At 66.3% G+C, this 19,145-nt stretch carries 17 protein-coding genes; 15 read left to right on the top strand and 2 right to left on the bottom strand.

The features are described from left to right. Positions 1–97 precede the first annotated feature (97 nt). Positions 98–1,261, top strand: coding sequence for a hypothetical protein (locus JY96_RS17645; RefSeq protein ID WP_152606556.1), 1,164 nt, complete (start codon positions 98–100; stop codon positions 1,259–1,261). A 29-nt stretch (positions 1,262–1,290) separates the two neighbouring features. Here the strand turns inward: JY96_RS17645 and JY96_RS17640 are convergent, their stop codons facing one another. After that, positions 1,291–1,938: an FABP family protein gene (locus tag JY96_RS17640; RefSeq protein WP_035039476.1), complete on the bottom strand. Its 648-nt coding sequence runs from the start codon at positions 1,936–1,938 to the stop codon at positions 1,291–1,293. A gap of 143 nt (positions 1,939–2,081) precedes the next feature. On the opposite strand from JY96_RS17640, the gene hypB reads away from it, so the two are divergent. The 14 genes from hypB to JY96_RS17570 all read left to right on the top strand — a co-directional run bounded on the left by hypB (position 2,082) and on the right by JY96_RS17570 (position 17,613). After that, positions 2,082–2,849: a hydrogenase nickel incorporation protein HypB gene (gene hypB, locus JY96_RS17635; protein WP_052162689.1), complete on the top strand. Its 768-nt coding sequence runs from the start codon at positions 2,082–2,084 to the stop codon at positions 2,847–2,849. Continuing rightward, the gene (gene hypF, locus JY96_RS17630; protein ID WP_052162688.1) at positions 2,834–5,290 is read left to right on the top strand and encodes a carbamoyltransferase HypF; all 2,457 of its coding nucleotides are present in this window, start codon (positions 2,834–2,836) and stop codon (positions 5,288–5,290) included. The genes hypB and hypF overlap by 16 nt, the downstream gene beginning before the upstream one ends. Next, positions 5,263–5,502, top strand: coding sequence for a HypC/HybG/HupF family hydrogenase formation chaperone (locus tag JY96_RS17625; RefSeq protein WP_035039474.1), 240 nt, complete (start codon positions 5,263–5,265; stop codon positions 5,500–5,502). The genes hypF and JY96_RS17625 overlap by 28 nt, the downstream gene beginning before the upstream one ends. Next, positions 5,499–6,620 carry a hydrogenase formation protein HypD gene (hypD, locus tag JY96_RS17620; RefSeq protein ID WP_035039473.1) on the top strand — a complete coding sequence of 374 codons (1,122 nt, stop codon included), beginning with the start codon at positions 5,499–5,501 and terminating at the stop codon, positions 6,618–6,620. The genes JY96_RS17625 and hypD overlap by 4 nt, the downstream gene beginning before the upstream one ends. After that, positions 6,617–7,714, top strand: coding sequence for a hydrogenase expression/formation protein HypE (gene hypE / locus JY96_RS17615; protein WP_035039472.1), 1,098 nt, complete (start codon positions 6,617–6,619; stop codon positions 7,712–7,714). Before hypD ends, hypE begins: the two co-directional genes overlap by 4 nt. Positions 7,715–7,749: 35 nt before the next feature. After that, on the top strand, positions 7,750–9,564 hold the full coding sequence (locus JY96_RS17610; protein ID WP_052162687.1) for an NAD(P)H-dependent oxidoreductase subunit E: 1,815 nt from the start codon (positions 7,750–7,752) through the stop codon (positions 9,562–9,564). Next, a complete protein-coding gene (locus JY96_RS17605) occupies positions 9,561–10,271 on the top strand; it encodes a 2Fe-2S iron-sulfur cluster-binding protein (protein WP_035039471.1) in 711 nt (236 codons plus the stop codon). Before JY96_RS17610 ends, JY96_RS17605 begins: the two co-directional genes overlap by 4 nt. Next, a complete protein-coding gene (locus JY96_RS17600; protein ID WP_035039470.1) occupies positions 10,268–10,810 on the top strand; it encodes an NADP oxidoreductase in 543 nt (180 codons plus the stop codon). The genes JY96_RS17605 and JY96_RS17600 overlap by 4 nt, the downstream gene beginning before the upstream one ends. Before the next feature lie 24 nt (positions 10,811–10,834). Then, complete coding sequence (locus JY96_RS17595; protein WP_035039469.1) at positions 10,835–12,364, top strand: Ni/Fe hydrogenase subunit alpha; 1,530 nt, start codon at positions 10,835–10,837, stop codon at positions 12,362–12,364. Beyond that, on the top strand, positions 12,361–12,978 hold the full coding sequence (locus JY96_RS17590; RefSeq protein ID WP_052162686.1) for a hypothetical protein: 618 nt from the start codon (positions 12,361–12,363) through the stop codon (positions 12,976–12,978). Before JY96_RS17595 ends, JY96_RS17590 begins: the two co-directional genes overlap by 4 nt. Then, on the top strand, positions 12,971–13,324 hold the full coding sequence (gene hypA, locus JY96_RS17585; protein WP_035039468.1) for a hydrogenase maturation nickel metallochaperone HypA: 354 nt from the start codon (positions 12,971–12,973) through the stop codon (positions 13,322–13,324). Before JY96_RS17590 ends, hypA begins: the two co-directional genes overlap by 8 nt. Positions 13,325–13,420: 96 nt before the next feature. Beyond that, the gene (locus tag JY96_RS17580; RefSeq protein ID WP_052162684.1) at positions 13,421–15,028 is read left to right on the top strand and encodes a DUF4118 domain-containing protein; all 1,608 of its coding nucleotides are present in this window, start codon (positions 13,421–13,423) and stop codon (positions 15,026–15,028) included. Next, positions 15,025–15,723, top strand: coding sequence for a two-component system response regulator KdpE (kdpE, locus tag JY96_RS17575; RefSeq protein ID WP_035039467.1), 699 nt, complete (start codon positions 15,025–15,027; stop codon positions 15,721–15,723). The genes JY96_RS17580 and kdpE overlap by 4 nt, the downstream gene beginning before the upstream one ends. A gap of 15 nt (positions 15,724–15,738) precedes the next feature. After that, positions 15,739–17,613 carry a potassium transporter Kup gene (locus tag JY96_RS17570; RefSeq protein ID WP_035039466.1) on the top strand — a complete coding sequence of 625 codons (1,875 nt, stop codon included), beginning with the start codon at positions 15,739–15,741 and terminating at the stop codon, positions 17,611–17,613. 16 nt (positions 17,614–17,629) lie between these two features. On the opposite strand, the gene JY96_RS17565 is transcribed toward JY96_RS17570, so the two are convergent. Next, positions 17,630–19,111 carry a cytochrome P450 gene (locus tag JY96_RS17565; RefSeq protein WP_081961382.1) on the bottom strand — a complete coding sequence of 494 codons (1,482 nt, stop codon included), beginning with the start codon at positions 19,109–19,111 and terminating at the stop codon, positions 17,630–17,632. Positions 19,112–19,145 lie beyond the last annotated feature (34 nt).

Here is a 19,145-nt window from a genome sequence, read left to right as displayed (position 1 = left end):
CCAAAGCGGCCCAAGATTGACGCGCCAGATGTTGCCCTGCCAGACCGCCCCCCTCACCCCGCCCCCTTCTGTCGCGTCGCCCTGGCGTGCATGCCTGTTGCTCGCCGCCGCCGGTGCCCTGGCACCCCAGGCCCAGGCCCGTCAGGACGGCATCACGTTCGCCTGCGGCAGCAGCCTGGCACCCGCCGTTCAAACCGGCATGGGGCGCTACCTGGCCGAACTGGGCATCGCCCCCGCGCTCTACCAGCTCACATCCGATGCGCAGACCGGTGCACTGTCCTACACACTGCGCACGCTGGCAGACGACACCAATACCCTGGACCTGTTCAAGCGGCCCGAATTCGACGTGGGGCAGGACATCGTGATCCTGCCGCAGGCCGGCAAGCCCCCGATGTCCGTCCAGACGGTATCGCGCAAGGAGATCATGCTGGCGCTCATGCAGCATGGTCGTCAAACTACCTTCAGCGGCGCCGCCTGTGACCTGCAGGCACTCAAGGACCAGGTCGCCCTGCGGCAAAACATCGTCGCCTGGTCGGAGCACCTGCACTGGGTCTGGCCGGATGGGGGCCCCGCCCAATGGAACACCCGCTACTGGCTGGACGGCACGCCGGTCCGCGGCCGCGCCCTGCACACGGCCCTGCTGGATGCGTTCACCCACCATGACCGTTATGCCATCGGTTGCTACACCGCCACCAAGCTGGTCGTGCTGCAAGGCATCACGGACTACTACCGCCGCATCAAGGCCGCCCCGGCCACCACGGCGCTGGTCGACCAGCGGGTGTTCGTCAATGGCGACCCGCTGGTCAACATCGAACCCGGCGACATGTGGTTTTTCGAGGAGGACTTCGACCCGCGCGAGAAGGATCGTCCCGGCAAACTGATGAAGATGCACTACAACGTCGCGCCAGGCAACTTCGTGCCGGGCGACTGGATCTACATCCTCAACACCGACCCCAAGACCCACCACAAGACGGGCTATGAGGGCTCCAATGCGCTGTACATGGGTCGCAACCGCTTTGACGATTACTTCAATGACCACAACCATTCGTACAGCTACGAGGAAAAGGTCGACGAGGTCTACCAGTGGCGCAACGGGGTATTCAGCCGTTCGCGCGACGCCGACAAGATCCAACCTCTGAGCGCTGAAGACTACCGGCGTTTGAGCCAACGCCCCGCCGATGGCGGCCTGGTGAAGGGCTACCGCGTGGTGCCCTACCTGTTTGGCTACGAAACACTGCCGCCCTGGCCTCGAAAGCCCTGAGCGACCTGATTCAGGAGCGGCCTGTTAGATCAGGGTGTCTGGTAAAGCGCCTGCGCCAGCGGATTGGGCGTGGGCTCGGCGATCTTGCTGAGCGTGTTGCGATCACGGTGGTGGAAGGGCTCGTCCTGGCCCTTGATCTCCAGCACGGTGTCTTCGTCGTACGACCAGGTGCCATCAGGGTTGATCGTCACCTGGATGCGGAATGCCACCGTGCGGAAGGCGTGCTCCAGAAACGGCGTCGAGCAGATGCCGTAGTCCAGTTGCCCCCGCGTGGCGACCAGCTCGAAGCTGGTGGCATCGGCCGAGGCCTTGCCCACCGCCATCACCGTCTGCGCACGCGGGATGGTCAGCGTGTGGATGACCGTGCCGGTGGACGGCTCCCACAACCAGTAGCCGACCTGGTCGTGGTAGGTCTTGACCTGGTCCGGCTTGGTGACATGGGTGTGATAGCGCAGGCCGTAGAACAGCTGCGGGCCGTTGGTCTGCGGGTCGATGGGTTGCAGCTCGATGCGCTCGACGTAGGCCTGCTTCTTCGCGCCTTCCGCCTTGGGCTTGACATCCAGGCCGCGCGTGCCCTGCCAGATGCCGGCCATGCCGCGCAAGGGGCCCAGGTTTTTCAGGGTGTCCACATCCACATTGGAGGGCTCGGTGTAGATGTCCTTGGGGAAATCGCTCATGCTGCTGGCTCTCCTGGCTGACAAGGTTTCACTGGCGTCAAATTTAGCGTCAAATCGCGGTGTGTCGCGCGCCCCACTGCCATTGACCTGAGCGTGAATTGCGCTACCCTTGACAGCATCCTCGGCCAGAATCAGGAACGCCCATGTGCACCATCTGTGGTTGCGAGCCCGCCGAAAACCATGTGCATGAACATGGCCATGTGCACGGGCCAGCGCACGGGCACGGTCATACGCACGCGCACGCCGGCGACATGCACACCCGCGTGCTGCAGCTGGAGCAGGACATCCTGGCCGGCAACGACCACGTCGCGGCCCACATCCGCGAGCATCTGGCGGCCCACCATACGCTGGCGCTCAACCTCGTTTCCAGCCCAGGCTCAGGCAAAACCACCTTGCTGGTGGAAACCGTCCAACGCCTGCAAGCCCACCGCCCCGTGGCCGTGATCGAGGGCGACCAGCAAACCAGCTTCGACGCCGAGCGCATCCGCGCCACGGGCGTGAGCGCCATCCAGATCAACACCGGCAAGGGCTGCCACCTGGATGCCCGCATGGTGCACGATGCGCTGCATCACCTGCCCGCACTGGATCACGGCGTGCTGATGATCGAAAACGTCGGCAACCTGGTCTGCCCGGCCGCCTTTGACCTGGGCGAGCGCGCCAAGGTGCTGGTGTTCTCCGTGACCGAGGGCGAAGACAAGCCCCTCAAGTACCCCGACATGTTCCAGGCCGCCGGCCTGATCCTGCTCAACAAGTGCGACCTGCTGCCGCACCTGCGCTTCGACATGGACAAGGCCATGGGCTTCATCCGACAGGTCAACCCGGATGCCGCCGTCATCGCGCTCTCGGCCACCACCGGCCAGGGCTTCGATGACTGGATGGGCTGGCTGGAGCAGCAATGCACCGCCGCCTAGCTGTGCGCGGGCAGGTCCAGGGCGTGGGTTTCCGCCCATGGGTCTGGCAGCAGGCCACGGCGCTGGGCCTGATCGGCTGGGTGCGCAATACGAGCTTTGGCGTGGAGATCGACCTGCACGGCGATGCCCCTTTGCTGGACACCTTGCAAGAACGCCTGTGGCAGGCCCCGTCACCTGCCAGGGTCGAGCAGGTGGACGTGCTCACCGCCACGGCCCCGGAACCGCCCGCAGCACCCGGCAAGCCCTTCGAGATTCAAGCCAGCGTCAACACCGCGCACCCCCACATGGCGACCATCGGCGCTGACCTGGGCGTGTGCGCGCGTTGCCTGTCCGAGCTGTTCAACCTGGGCAACCGGCGCTGGCGCCATGCCTTCATCAACTGCCCGCAATGCGGCCCTCGCTACACCGTCACGCGCAGCCTGCCGTTTGACCGCGGCCACACCAGCCTGGCGCGCTTCCTGCCCTGCCCGGCTTGCGAAGCCGAATACAAGCAGGGCGCCGACCGCCGCTTTCACCACCAGACCAACACCTGCCCGGAATGCGGCCCACGCCTGTGGCTCAAGCAGACCGACGGCAGCCTGGATGAGCAAGACCCGATTGCCGCCGGCCTGAAGCTGCTGCAGGAAGGCGGCATCCTCGCGGTGAAAGGGCTGGGCGGCTTCCACCTCGTCTGTGATGCCCGCCAGCCCGATGCCGTGGCACGGCTGCGCCAACGCAAACGCCGCGATGCCAAGCCCCTGGCCGTGATGATGGCCAACCCGGCGTCCATCCCACCCTGGGCCTCGATGACGCCGCACGAGCAGCGCTGGCTGCAGTCGGCCGAACGCCCCATCGTGTTGCTGGCCCAATCAGAGCGCGCCCGACGCGAGATGCCGGGCGTAGCGCCCGACCTGGCCTGGCTGGGCGTGATGCTGCCCTACACCCCCATCCACTTCCTGCTGTTCCATGAAGCGGCGGGGCGCCCTGCCGGCACCGACTGGCTGACGCGCCCGCGGGAGATGGTGCTGGTGGTCACCAGTGGCAATGCCAGCGGCTCGCCCCTGGTGATCGACAACGAAACAGCCCAGCTGGAACTGGCCGAACTCGCCGATGGCTGGCTGCTGCACGACCGCGACATCCTGGCGCGCAACGATGACTCGGTGCTGCGCGTGCGGCCCGATGGCTCGGCCTGCTTCATCCGCCGCAGCCGGGGTTATGCGCCCATGCCCGTGGCCCTGCCCACGCGCCCCGGCAAGGGCCAGGACGAACAGCAGATCGCGCCTTCCGTGCTGGCCATGGGGGCCTTGCTCAAAAGCACCTTGTGCATCACCCAGGGCGACCGCGCCATGGTGTCGCCACACGTGGGCGATCTGGATTCGGTGGACACCCGCGTGGTCTTCACCCGCATGGCCGACATCTGGCCCGGCTGGCTGCGCACCCAGCCCGACGCCCTGGCCTGTGACCTGCACCCCGACTTCTTCAGCACCATCCTGGCGGCGCACATGGCCCACAGCCGCGCCTCCACGGCCTCAGGCGTGCAGGCCCTGCCGCTGATCCAGGTCCAGCACCACCACGCCCATGTGGCCGCCGTGCTGGCCGAACACGTCGATGAAAAGGGTGTGCACGGCCCGGTGATCGGGCTGGCCCTGGATGGCCATGGCCTGGGCAGCGACGGCATGGTCTGGGGCGGTGAGTTGCTGGCCGTGCAGGAAGACCTGTGCGAGCGCCTGGGCCATCTGTGGCCCCTGGTCATGCCCGGTGGCGACGCCGCGGTGCGCGAGCCCTGGCGCATGGCCGCATCGCTGCTGCACGCGCTCGGTCGCACCCAGGAAATCAGCGTGCGCTTCGCGTCGATTCAGCAATCAGGCCTGCTGCAGCAATGGTTGCAACAAGGCAGCACGCCGGGTGCCGCCGCAGGCCAATCACCCATTGCCCATGGACACGCCCAGACCACCAGCCTGGGCCGGCTGTTCGATGCCGCAGCCGGGCTGCTTGACGTGCTGGCCCCCTACACCCAATCACGCTTCGAAGCCGAGGCAGCGATGCGCCTGGAAAGCCTGGCCAGCGCCCATGGGCCCGCCGAGCCCTTGAAAGGGGGCTGGCAGATCACCGACGACCTGGTGCTGGACTGGCGCCCCCTGATGAACTGGCTGGCCGACCAGCACGACGCGGCTCACGCGGCAGCGGTGTTCCACGCCACCATGGCCACGGCCCTGGCCGACTGGGCCGCCCAGGCCTGCGCACGCCGCGGTGTGAACACCGTGGTGCTGTCGGGTGGTTGCCTGGCCAACCGACTGCTGGACGACGCCTTGTACAGCAACCTGGTCGTCCAGGGCTTGCAGGTCTGGCGCCCGGCACAATACCCTTGTGGTGACGGCGGCCTGAGCCTTGGGCAAGCCTGGGTTGCCCGCCAGAGACTGATCAAACAAGCCCCATGTGCCTCGCCCTACCAGCCCGCGTGATCGACATCGACGCCACCCGCCAGCACGGCACGGTGGACATGGGTGGCGTGCGCAAGCAAGTCTCGCTGGCCCTGCTCGATGAAGTCCAGCTCGATGACTACGTGATCGTGCACGTGGGTTATGCGCTCACCCGGCTCGATCAGGACGAAGCCCGACAGACCCTGGCCCTGTTTGCCCAGATGGCCGCTGATGAACAACCGAGCGCGCCATGAAGTACGTCAGCGAATTCCGTGACCCCCAGCTGGCACAGCAGCTTGCGCAAGCGATGGCGAACGAGGTGCACCCTGATCGGCTCTACCGCTTCATGGAGTTCTGCGGCGGCCACACGCATGCACTGGCCCGCTACGGCGTGCTGGACCTGCTGCCGTCGCAAGTGCAGATGATCCACGGCCCGGGCTGCCCGGTGTGCGTGCTGCCCATTGGCCGCATTGACATGGCCATCGAGGTGGCGCGCCGGCCCGGCGTCATCCTGGCCAGTTATGGCGACACCTTGCGCATCCCCGCATCAAAAGGCCTGAGCCTGATGGGCGCTCGCGCACAAGGTGCCGATGTTCGCGTGGTCTATTCGGTGGACGACGCCTTGCAACTGGCCCGCACCTGGCCAGACCGCGAAGTGGTCTTCCTGGCCATCGGTTTCGAGACGACCACACCGCCCACGGCCGTGGCCATCCAGACGGCCCGGCGTGAAGGCCTGCGCAATTTCAGCGTGCTGTGCAACCACGTGCTCACGCCCGCGGCCATGCACGCCATCCTGGATCAGCCCGAGCCTGTGGCGCTGGACGGGCTGGTGGGCCCGGCGCATGTGTCCACCATCATCGGCTCACGCCCGTATGAGGTCTTTGCAAGCGACTACCACCTGCCCGTGGTGATCGCCGGCTTCGAGCCACTGGACGTGATGCAAGCCGTCCTGATGCTGATCCGCCAGGTCAACGAAGGCCGTGCCGAGGTGGAAAACGAATTCACGCGCGCGGTCAACCGCGAAGGCAATGCAAGGGCCATCGCCTTGACCGATGAAGTTTTTGCCTTGCGTGATCAATTCGAGTGGCGCGGCCTGGGCAGCATGCCGCACAGCGCCTTGCGCCTGGGTGATCGCTACGCCGACATGGACGCCGAGCTGCGCTTCGCTCTGAGCACACGCGTGGTGCCCGATCACCCACGCTGCGAATGCGGGCCCATCCTGCGTGGCCACAAACGCCCGCAAGACTGCGTGCTGTTCGGCACCATCTGCACACCCGATCAACCCACGGGCGCCTGCATGGTGAGCTCCGAAGGCGCCTGTGCGGCGCATTACCGTTATGGCCGGCACCAAGCCGATGAGGTCGCCGCATGAGTGACATCCCGTCCACGGCTGCCAAGCCCGCCTACGTCCGCCCGCTGGATCTCAAGCACGGGCGCATTGACCTCACCCACGGCGCAGGCGGCCGCGCCAGCCACCAGCTGATCGAAACGGTGTTCCGCCCCGCCTTCGCGCAGACCTGGCCCGGTGGCTGGCAAGACGGCGGCGACGATGGCGCCCTGCTGCCCGACATGCCTTTGACGCCGGGCACGGCGGGCGGCAAGCTGGTCATGGCCACCGATGCCCACGTGGTCTCACCGCTCTTCTTCCCTGGGGGCGACATCGGCAGCCTGGCGGTGCACGGCACGGTCAACGACCTGGCCATGATGGGCGCTCGGCCGCTGTACCTGAGCGTGAGCTTCATCCTGGAAGAAGGCCTGCCGCTGAGCGAACTGCAGCGCGTGGTGCAGTCGATGGCGCGCGCTGCGCGCGAGGCCGAGGTGGCCATCGTGGCAGGTGACACCAAGGTGGTGGAGCGCGGCAAGGCCGATGGGCTTTACATCAGCACCACCGGCCTGGGCCAATGCCGGCCGGGCGTGCAGTTGTCGGGCCGGCTGGCCCAGGCGGGTGATGCCGTGCTGCTGTCCGGTACCGTGGGCGACCATGGCGTGGCCATCCTCAGCCAGCGCGAAGGCTTGCGCTTTGATGCCCCGATCGCATCCGACTGTGCAGCCTTGCATGGCCTGGTGGCGCACATGCTGGACACCGGCGCGGCCCTGCGAGTGCTGCGCGACCCCACACGAGGCGGCCTGGCCACCACGCTCAATGAGATCGCCGTGGCCTCGGGTGTAGGCATGCAACTCGATGAAAGCGCCATCGCCGTGAACCCCACCGTGGCCGCTGCTTGCGAGTTCATGGGGCTGGACCCGCTCTACATGGCCAACGAGGGCAAGCTGATCGCCATCTGTGCCGCCAGCGATGCCGAGCGCCTGTTGAATGCCATGCGTGCGCACCCCTTGGGCCGCCAGGCCTGCCACATCGGCCACGTCACAGCAGGCCCCGCCGGGCAGGTTCGCATGCGCACCACCTTTGGCGGGCAACGCATGCTGGACTGGCTGATGGGCGAGCCCTTACCCCGCATCTGCTGACAAGAAGCCGTCACACGTACCGGATACTTTGAAGCATGCCCGCTCACACCAGCACCCACGACATCAGCGACATCCTGCAACGCTACCAGGCGGGGCCGGCTGATCTGCTGCAGGTGCTGCGGCAAGTGCAGGCCCGCTTCCATCACGTGCCGCCCTGGGCCATCGAGACCTTGGTGAAGACCTGGGGGCTGAGCTACGCGGCCGTGCGCAGCGTGGTGAGCTTCTACCATTTCCTCAGCTTCGAGCCGCGTGGCCGCTACTCGCTCTACCTGAGCGACAGCGCGACCGATCGCATGCTGGGCAGCGAAGCCATCCTGCAGCGCCTGAGCGAACGGTTGAATGTGACGCCCGAACAGACGCGCGATGACGGCCTCGTCTCCTTGCACCGCACCTCCTGCACGGGGCTGTGTGATCAAGGCCCTGCCGGGTTGATCAATGGCCGCCCGCTCACCCGCCTGACCCCGCGCCGCGCCGACGAGGTCACCGACCTGATCCAGAGTGCCACGCCACTGGAGGAATGGCCTGCCGACTTCTTTGAAGTGAGCAACCCGGTCTGGCGCCACAACCTCACCCTGCAACACCCCATTGCGCCCGGGCATGCCATCACGCGCATGCTGGCTGTGGGCCCTGATGCCATGCTCGATGAGCTGCGGGCCTCCGGCCTGCGCGGGCGTGGCGGCGCGGGTTTTGCCACTTGGCAGAAGTGGCAGGCCTGCCGCAAGGCCCCCGGGCCGCGCGCCATCACCTGCAACGCAGACGAGGGCGAGCCCGGCACCTTCAAGGACCGCATGCTGCTGATGCAATGGGCGCACGAGCTCATCGAAGGCATGACGCTGGCGGCGCTCACGGTCGGGGCCACACAAGGCTTTCTGTATGTGCGCGGCGAGTACGAGTTCATCGAACCGCATCTGCGTGATGTGCTTCAAGCTCGGCGAGGACAAGGCTTGCTGGGCGCATCCGTGTCCGGATCCGGTCTGGCATTTGACGTGACTCTGCACATGGGCGCCGGCGCCTATGTGTGCGGTGAAGAAACGGCGCTGATCGAATCGGTCGAGGGCAAACGCGGCATCCCTCGCACCCGCCCGCCCTTCCCTGTGGACCGTGGCTACCTCGGCCTGCCCACGGTCAACAACAATGTGGAAACCTTCGTGCAGGTGGCGCAGATCGCGGTGCACGGCAGCAACTGGTTTGCGGCACAGGGCACGGGCGCTTCACGCGGCACCCGCATCCTCAGTGTGGCCGGCGACGTGGCCCGCCCCGGCCTGTACGAAGTGCCCTGGGGCGTCACCGTGGCCGAAGTGCTGGCCGACAGCGGCGCCACCGATGTGCAGGCCGTGCTGGTGGGTGGCCCGTCCGGCAAGCTGATCGATGCCAGCCAGTTGCAGCGCCAGATCAGCTTTGAAGACCTGCCTACGGGCGGCGCGTTCACCGTGTTCAACCGCAGCCGCGACATGGTGGACGTGGCCGCGCAGTACACACGCTTCTTCGCGCATGAGTCATGCGGCTTCTGCACCCCCTGCCGCGTGGGCTGCGGCCAGCTGGTCGAAACCGCCGAGCGCCTCATCGGCGGGCACGCCAGCGCCTCGGACATCAACCGCCTGAAAGAAACCGCGAGCCTGATGCAACACCACAGCCACTGCGGCCTGGGCCAGACCGCCGCCCACCCGCTGCTGGACGTGATCCAGCACTTCCCCGATCAGATCGACCGCCGCCTGGTGCCTGATGAGCAGGCCTTTGACCTGGATGCAGCCACAGCCGACATGAGCTTCGGCGTGACTGCAGACAGGACCACAGATACGCATGCCGACATGCACGCCAACACGCCCACGCTGGCACGGAGGCCCGCATGAGCACGAGCCCCCAAGCGACCTTCAAGCTCGATGGCCGCGACATCCCCTTCGAGCCTGGCCAGACCATCATGCAGGCCGCGCAAGCTGCCGGCGCCTACATCCCGCACCTGTGCCACCACGCCGACTTCGATCCCATCGGCAGCTGCAAGGTCTGCAGCGTGCGCATCAAGGGCCGCACGGTCACCTCGTGCACCATGCCGGCCAGCGCGGGCATGGAAGTCGAGTCCGAAGCGCCCGACATCAACCTCGACCGCCAACGCCTCATCCAGATGCTGTTCGTGGAGGGCAACCACCACTGCCCCTTCTGCGAGAAAAGCGGCAACTGCCACCTGCAGGCCCTGGGCTACCACCTGGGCATGCAGGACACCCACTTCGTGCACGAATACCCGCAGCACGCGGTCGATGCCACGCACCCCGACGTGCTGCTGGACCGCAGCCGCTGTGTGCTGTGCGAACTGTGCGTGCGCGCCAGCCGCGAGGTGGACGGCAAGAACGTGTTCGCCATCGGTGGCCGCGGCCTGAAAACCGAGCTGCTGATCAACAGCCCCAGCGGCACCTTGAAAGACAGCGCCGTGGCCGCCACCGACCGCGCCTTGTCCATCTGCCCGACGGGCGCGCTCATGCCCAAGCGGCAAGGCTTTGTCATCCCCATCGGCCAGCGGCATTACGACCATGCCGACATCGCCCAGCGCCCGGAGGACACATGAGCCGCAAGCTGCGCATTGCCACGTGCTCGCTGGCCGGCTGCTTTGGCTGCCACATGTCCTTTCTGGATGTGGATGAAGCCCTGGCCGACCTGATCGAGCACATCGAGTTCGACCGCAGCCCGCTGACCGACATCAAGCAGGTGAGCGAACAAGGCGTGGACATCGGTCTGATTGAAGGCGGCCTGTGCAACCGCGAGAACGTCGAGGTGCTGCACCAGTTCAGGCAGCGCTGCAAGGTACTGGTGGCCGTGGGCGCCTGCGCCATGTATGGCGGCGTGCCGGCCTTGCGCAATGGCATCCCGGTGTCGGAGCTGGTGGCCGAGGCCTATCTGGGCACCGATGTGCTCAACCCTCAGGTGCCGCAAGACCCCGAATTGCCCCCCTTGCTCAAGAAGGTGCTGCCGCTGCACGAAGTGGTGCCCATCGACTACACCCTGGCCGGTTGCCCGCCACCGGCCGCGGCCTTTCGCGAGCTGATCATGGCCATGCTTGAACAGCGTGCACCCGTGCTGCCTGAAGACCTGCGCCGTTTCGACTGAGCCGCCCACACCCCCATCACACCCATGCCCAGCCCACTCGAAACCGCTGAAGACCCATCCGGCCTGAACCGCGTGGTGATCGAGCCTGTGAGCCGCGTTGAGGGCCACGGCAAGGTCACGCTGCTGCTGGACGAACACCGCCGCGTCAAACAGGCGCGCCTGCACATCGTCGAGTTCCGCGGCTTCGAACGCTTCATCCAGGGCCGCCCTTATTGGGAAGTGCCCACCCTGGTGCAACGCCTGTGCGGCATCTGCCCGGTCAGCCACCTGCTGGCGGCCAGCAAGGCCTGTGATGCCTTTGTGATCGGCAATGACCGCATCACACCGACGGCCGAGAAGCTGCGCCGCCTGCTGCACTTCGCGCAGGTGCTGCAGTCCAACGCGCTGCACTTCTTCCACCTCGCCTCGCCCGACCTGCTGTTCGGCTTTGACGATGACGTGGCCCACCGCAACATCGTGGGCGTGCTGCAGGACCACCGCGAGCTGGGCCTGCAAGGCATCCGCATCCGCAAGTACGGCCAGGAGGTGATCCGCCTGCTCACGGGCAAGCGCGTGCACGGCACGGGCTCGGTGCCCGGCGGCTTCAACAAGGCCTTGTCCAGCGAAGACCGCAAGCTGATGCAGGGTGACATCGGGCAGATCACCGACTGGTGCGCCCATGCGCTGGGCCTGGCCCGTGACCTGTTCCTGGCCGGGCAACCCGAGCAAGGTGAGTTTGCAAACTTCCCCTCGATGTTCATGTCCCTGGTGCGGCCCGATGGCGCGGGTGACCTGTACGACGGCGCCTTGCGCGTCAACGACGCACACGGCCTGCACGTGGTCGACCAGGTGGACGTGCACCAGTACAACCAACTGCTGCAAGAAGAGGTCAAGCCCTGGACCTACATGAAGTTCCCGCACCTGCGTGCCATGGGGCCCGAGCATGGCTGGTACCGCGTGGGGCCGCTGGCACGCATCAACAACGCCAGCTACCTCGACACACCACGGGCCGAGGCCGCCCGCGAGGAGTTCAAGGCCTGGAACCACGGCAAGCCGGTCACCGCCTCGCTGGCGCAGCATTGGGCGCGCATGATCGACATGCTGCATTGCGCCGAAAGCATCGAACGCCTGCTGAATGACCCGGACATCATCGGCACCGACCTGATGGCCAAAGGCACGCCCCTGCGCGAGGGCATCGGCGTGATCGAAGCCCCGCGCGGCACCCTGATCCACCACTACCGCATCGGTGACGACGAGCTGATCAGCTACGCCAACCTGATCGTCTCGACCACGCACAACAACACGGCCATGAACGAGGCTGTGCGCAGCGTGGCCGCGACATACTTTGATGGACGCGAATTGAGCGAAGGCCTGCTCAACCACGTCGAGGTGGCGATTCGCGCTTATGACCCCTGCCTGTCGTGTGCCACGCATGCCGTGGGCAAGATGCCGCTGCGCGTGGAGCTGCTGGACGCCGAAGGCCAGGCCATCGACCTGCTGCTCAAACACGAAGACGGCCGCATCGAGCACCCTGTGCTGCCAGCGAACGCCCAGCCGGGCAACTGGCCATCATGAGCCTGGTGAACGCCCGGAGCGACAAAGCCCCCATCCTCGTGCTGGCCGTGGGCAACCCCAGCCGGGGTGACGATGCCTTCGGGCCGCTGCTCGCCCAGCAATTGCAGGCCTGGCTGGCGACGCAGACCGCGGACGTGCAGCAAGCCATCGAACTGGTCACCGACCAGCAGCTGATGGTGGAGCACGCGCTGGACCTGCAAGGGCGCGAGCAGGTGCTGTTCATCGATGCGGCAGCCCAGCACGATGCACCGGTGGCCTTGCAAACGGTCTCGAAGACGTCCACGGCGAGCGCCCCATCTGGCTGCCCACGCGAACACGCCACCGAGCAAGGCGCAGCGCCCCACGAGCACCGAGTGCCGCGGGAGCCTGCGGTCAACAGCCACAGCTGCACCCCCAGCGACTTGCTGGCCTTGTTCGAATCACTGCTGAATGCACCACCACCCCTCGCCGATCTGCTGACCTTGAGAGGCCATGGCTTCGAGCTGGGTGCCCCCTTGTCCGCCGAAGCCCAGTCGCTGCTGCCTCAAGCCTGGCGGCTGCTGGAAGCCTGGCTGACCAAAGCGCTTCCCTGCGTGGGAGACCAACACGCCGTGGAGCAGCCAGACCATGCATGAACTCTCCCTGGCCATGGAAATCGTGCAACTGCTGGAAGCCCACGCGCACGAGCTGGCCCGTATCACCAGCCTGACGCTGGACATCGGCACGCTCAGTTGCGTGGACGAAGGCGCGCTGCGCACCGCACTGGACAGCGCCTTGCAAGGCACGCTGGCACAGGGCGCTCTGGTGCACATCCACACCATCGAAGCCCTGGCGCAATGCCAGGATTGCCAGCACGCTTTCAGCCCCCCCACCCGCATCGACCCCTGCCCCGCCTGCGGCTCGTTCCGCAAGGCCTGGCTGGCCGGTCAGGATTTCAGATTGCGCAGCATCGAGGGCGTCGAGCACCCCAGGCCCGCCTGATCTTTACGGCTTTTTTATACCCGCCGTGCCAGAATTTTCAACAGCGAGATGCGCAGTTGAATAAGCTGAATCATCCCGGCACCGATTCAGCCACCCATGTCCACCACGATCAGCCCGATCAACGCCCCTGCAAGGCACGCCACCTGGTCCGAGTACCTGCTCGCCATCGTCGCTTGCGGGCTCACCACGGCGCTCACCATCCCGCTGCATGACTGGCTGGAGCTGGTCAACACCGTCATGCTGTTCCTGCTGACCGTGGTGCTGGTGGCCACCCGCCTGGGCCGCGGCCCGGCGGTGCTGGCCTCTTTCCTGAGCGTGGGCCTGTTCGACTTCTTCTATGTGCCACCTCGCTGGTCGTTTGCCGTCAGCGATGTCCAGTACCTGCTGACCTTCGCCGTGATGCTGGTGGTGGCCCTGGTGATCAGCCAGCTCACCATCAGCCTGCGCCTGCGCGCCTACGAGGCCCAACAGGCGGCCCAGCGCTCGGATGCCCTGTATTCACTGGCCAGCCAGCTGGCCGGTGCGCTGGAGATCGAACAGGTGTGTACCGCCACGCAGCAATTCACGCACCTGCAATTGCAAGGCGACATGCGGCTGTTGCTGCCGGGTGAGGGCGAAGCACTCGTGCCCGCCCTGCCCAGCCAGGCCACCTTGCCCACGACCATGGCCTTGATGGCCCAGGCCGTCTACCGCGACTACAAGGGCCACGGCGCCCAGCACGCCGGCGACGACGACCAGTTGCACGTGATGCTGCCGCTGACGGGCTCCACCCGGGCGCGCGGGGTGCTGATCATCTCGACCTCGCATGCACGCGCCCAGAAACTGGCCACTGAACGCACGCTGCTCGACGCCCTGGCCTCGCTGGTGGCCACCGCCCTGGAGCGCCTGCACTTTGTGAACGTGGCCCACCAGACCCAGCTGGAAATGAATGACGAGCGCCTGCGCGGCTCGATCCTGTCAGCCTTGTCGCACGACATCCGCACGCCGCTGACCTCGCTCTTCGGCTTGGCCGACACGCTCACCCTGCTGCAACCGCCGCTGCCCGCACCTGCCCATGAAATGGCGGGCGCCATCCGCGACCAGGCCATGCGCCTGCACAGCATGGTCAGCAACCTGCTGGACATGGCCCGGCTGCAAAGCGGCCAGCAAGCCGGCCAGCTGCCGCTGCGCCTGGAGTGGCAGCCCATCGAAGAGGTGATCGGCGCCAGCATCCAGTTGCTGGGGCACAGCCTGCATGGCCACCGCATCACCGTGCAACTGCCCGACACGCTGCCCCTGGTCGCCATCGATGCGGTGCTGATGGAACGCGTCTTTGGCAACCTCCTGGAAAACGCCAGCAAGTACGCCCCGCCCGGCTCCGACATCCATGTTCAAGCCCATACCGATGGCGCCCGGATGCTGGTCAGTGTGCGCAACGCCGGCTCGGGCTTCCCGGCAGACAAACTGCACCATGTGTTCGATGTGTTCGAGCGCGGCCAGCCTGAATCCGCCATCCCCGGCGTGGGGCTGGGCCTGTCGATCTGCCGTGTGATTGTCGAAGCCCATGGCGGCCAGATCGAGGCCCTGAACCCGCCAGAGGGTGGCGCCGAAGTGCGCTTCACCTTGCCGCTGGGCCACCCGCCAGCCATCGAGCCCGAGCTGGACATGCCCTCACCTGCCAGGCCAGGCGCCACGCTGGACACCAACACGGAGGCACGCCGATGAGCCTCAACCCTTACACCATCTTGCTGGTCGAAGACGACCCGCACATCCGCCGCTTCGTGCACGCCGCGCTGGAAGGCGATGGCTGCCGCGTGGTCGAGAGCGACACCATGCAGCACGGCCTGATCGAGGCTGGCACACGCAAGCCCGACATGGTCATCCTGGATCTGGGCCTGCCCGATGGTGATGGCCGCCAGTTCGTGACCGACCTGCGCACCTGGTCGAGCATGCCGGTGCTGGTGCTGTCGGCACGCGCCGCCGAGGTCGACAAGATCGACGTGCTGGACGCCGGTGCCGACGACTACCTGACCAAGCCCTTCTCCGTCGGCGAGCTGCTGGCCCGTGTGCGCGCCATGCTGCGCCGCGCCCGCCGCGGCACCGACATCGAGCAACCCGTGTTCAAGTTCGGCACCATCGAGGTGGACCTCATCCGCCGCCAGGTCACGCGCAACGGCCAGGCCGTGCACCTCACCCCCATCGAGTACCGGCTCCTGTGCGTGCTGCTGGCGCACGCGGGCAAGGTCATGACGCACCGCCAATTGCTGCGCGAGGTGTGGGGGCCAGCTTACGCCGAGAGCAACCACTACACGCGCATCTATGTGGGCCACCTGCGCCAAAAGCTGGAGGACGACCCCGCCCAGCCCCGCCACTTTCTCACCGAGGTGGGCGTGGGCTACCGCTTCCAACTGGATAACTGAAGGGATTTCAACATCATGTCATCCAACCATCAAGGCAACTCACGCCTGGGCGCACTGACGCTGGCGGCACTGGGTATCGTCTTTGGCGACATTGGCACCAGCCCGCTGTATGCCTTCAAGGAAGCCTTCACCGGCCCGCACGCGCTGGCCATCTCGCCAGAAAACGTGCTGGCCACGCTGTCCGCGCTGCTGTGGGCGGTGCTGGTCATCGTCTCCATCAAGTATGTTTGGATCGTGCTCAAGTACGACAACGACGGCGAAGGCGGCGTGCTGGCCCTCACCGCCCTGGCACACCGGCTCACGCACGACGCGCCCCGGCGCTCGCTGCTGGTGGTCAGCGCCGGCGTGTTCGCAGCCGCCCTCTTTTATGGCGACGCCATCATCACGCCGGCCATCTCGGTGCTGTCTGCGGTAGAGGGCATCAGCGTGGCCACGCCGCGCTTCGAGCACTTCATCATCCCCATCACCATCGGCATCCTGATCGGGCTGTTCTTCATCCAGAAACACGGCACGGGCAGCGTGGGCACCTTGTTCGGGCCGGTCACCGTGGTGTGGTTCCTCACCCTGGGTGGCATGGGCATCCACAGCATCTCGCAGACCCCAACGGTGCTGCAGGCCATCAGCCCGCACCATGCCTTGCAGTTCACGCTGGACCACCCCGGTAGCGCCTTCATTCTCTTGTCGGCCGTGTTCCTGGCCCTGACAGGGGGCGAGGCGCTGTATGCCGACATGGGCCACTTCGGCCGCAAGGCGGTGCGCCTGGGCTGGTATGGACTGGTCTTCCCTTGCCTGATGCTCAACTACTTCGGGCAAGGCGCGCTGGTGCTGCGTGACGCGCACATGGCCGCCAATCCCTTCTTCCTGATGGCACCGCAAGCCCTGCTGATCCCGCTGGTGGTCCTGGCCACCGCGGCCACGGTGATCGCCTCGCAGGCCACGATCTCGGGCGCCTACTCCATGACGCTGCAGGCCAGCCGCCTGGGCTACCTGCCGCGCGTGCGCATCCTGCACACCTCGGACAAGGAACGCGGCCAGATCTATGTGCCCACCGTCAACTGGCTGATGCTGCTGGCGGTGATCGCCCTGGTGATGGCCTTCAAATCATCCGGCGCGCTGGCTGCGGCTTACGGCATCGCGGTGTCGGGCACCATGATCATCACGACCTTGCTGACCGCCTTCGTGACCCGGATCCAGGCACGTACCCTGCGCCGCCCCACCTTGATCGCCCTGGGTGCTTTCACGCTGCTGGAGCTGGGCTTCTTCGCCTCCAACCTGAGCAAGCTCGGCGAAGGCGGCTGGTTCCCCCTGACCCTGGGTGCGGGCATCTTCCTGATGCTGACCACCTGGAAAGAAGGCACCGGCCTGGTGGCCGACCAGCGACGCAAGATCGACATCCCCATGGATGACTTCATCCATGGCCCACACCCCGATGTGCCCACCGTGTTCGGCACGGCTGTGTACCTGACGTCCGACCCGACCATCGTGCCCAGCGCACTGTTCCACAACCTCAAGCACTACAAGGTCATGCACCAACAGACGGTGTTCCTGCACGTGCTCAATGACAACGCACCGTATGTGCACGACGACGAACGCGTCACCGTGGTCGAGCTGACGCCAAGCGCCTTCCGCGTGACCGTGCGCTTCGGCTTCCGCGAAGAGCCGGACATCCCCAAGGCGCTGGCCCTGATCAAACACCCGACCTTGTCGCTGGAGCCCATGAGCACCACTTTCTTCGTGGCGCGCTCGACCATTGCGGATGGCCCGGGTGCCCTGCCCGCCTGGCGTTGCGCGCTCTACGGCTGGATGACCCGGCAAGCCGAAGGCGCCGCCACCTACTACAGCCTGCCGGCCAACCAGGTGGTGGAACTGGGCACCCAGGTGATGCTGTGAGCCCCTGGCAGGGCCTTCAACCCTGCCGTGGCCGCAAACGCATCTTCAAGCCCACGGGCACCATGGTCAGGGCCATGTGTTCGTCGGCTTCCCGGCCATCTGGCGTGTCGATGCCCAGGATGTCGAAGTGCTGCAGCAGCATCGCGGCCACCAGCTTGATCTCCAGCAGCGCCAGGTAGCGGCCCGGGCAGATCCGCGGGCCCGCACCAAACGGCATGGACACACGCTTGGCGTGTTGCGGTGCCAGGTGCGTGGCCTCATCCAGCCAGCGCTCCGGCATGAAACGCTCGGCCTGAGGGAAGGCCTCTTCGCGCACGGTGTCATGGCGCATCAGCAGCAACACCGAGGTACCGGCCCGGATCTGCACATCCCCCACGACCGTGTCCTTCAACGCCTCCACCACATTGAAAGGCCCCACGGGCTTGAGGCGCATGCTTTCATGGATGCAGGCTTCCAGGTAGTCCAGCCGCCCCAGGTCATCGGCCGTCCAGGCCTGCAGGTCGCCCAGACAGTGTTCCACCTCCTGCCTGGCCCTTTGCAGAGTCTGGGGCTCGCGGCTCATCAGGTAGAGCATCCATGACAGGCTGGTGGCGGTGGTGTCCTCACCTGCCAGCAGCATGGTGAACACATTGCCCGCCACATCGTCATCGCTCATGCCACTGCCTGGTTCGTCGGCCGCCACGATCATGGCTTCCAGCAGATTGTGGGGTGCCGCGCGCCTGGCCTGATCCTGCAGGCGCAGGCGGGCATCGGCGATGTAGCCGCGGATGGCGGTGTTCACCACCTTCACGCTGCGGTCCAGGCGACGGTCACGCGGCAGCTTGAACCACTTCCAGTAAGGCACGATGGCGTGTGCGCGCCGCCAGATGGTCGGGAAGATCTGGTCCAGATGCCGCTGGATGACGTCGTCGTTGGACTCGATGGTGTTCACGTCCATGCCAAACGCCAGCCCCGAGATCGCATCGACGGTGAACCGCATCAGGTCCGCCTGCAGCTCGATGGGGGTGCCTCGCGCGGCAGCCCGTTCAAACCGGCCACGCAGGCGAGCGGCGACCTTCAACAGCGCAGGCAGGTAAGCCCTCACCTGCCCGGGCGCAAAACTGGCCATGACCATGCGGCGCTGCTTGGCCCAGTGCTCGCCTTCGGCCACGAAAACGCCATCCTGGATGCCCATCTCGGACATGATCTGCTGCATGCGCGAGGGGCGGCGGAAGGTGTCAGGCCGATCACGCAACAGGGTCGCGATCAGTTCATGGTCCGACACCACCAGCAGCGGAAACCCGCCCAACCTGACGTGCAACATGGGGCCGTACTGCTGAACCCATTTCTCCACGTCCTGGTGCACCTTGTCGAGTTGCACCTGCAAGGTATTGCCAACCAGCGGCCACTGCGGCGGCCCGGGCAGATCGCGCAGCCTCCTGAGTCGCGGTGTGCCGCCGGGTTGAGGTGGGTGCGCTGGGGCGGTGTGGCGGGATACAGGCAGGAATGACAGCTTCATGCCCGCCAGTGTGGGCCCGCTGCCCCCGTTTGTC

The sequence above is a fragment of the Aquabacterium sp. NJ1 genome, from assembly GCF_000768065.1.
In the GTDB taxonomy this organism is placed as follows: Bacteria; Pseudomonadota; Gammaproteobacteria; order Burkholderiales; family Burkholderiaceae_C; genus Aquabacterium.
Note: the sequence above shows the minus strand (reverse complement) of the source record. Positions and strands in the feature narration are given on the sequence as shown.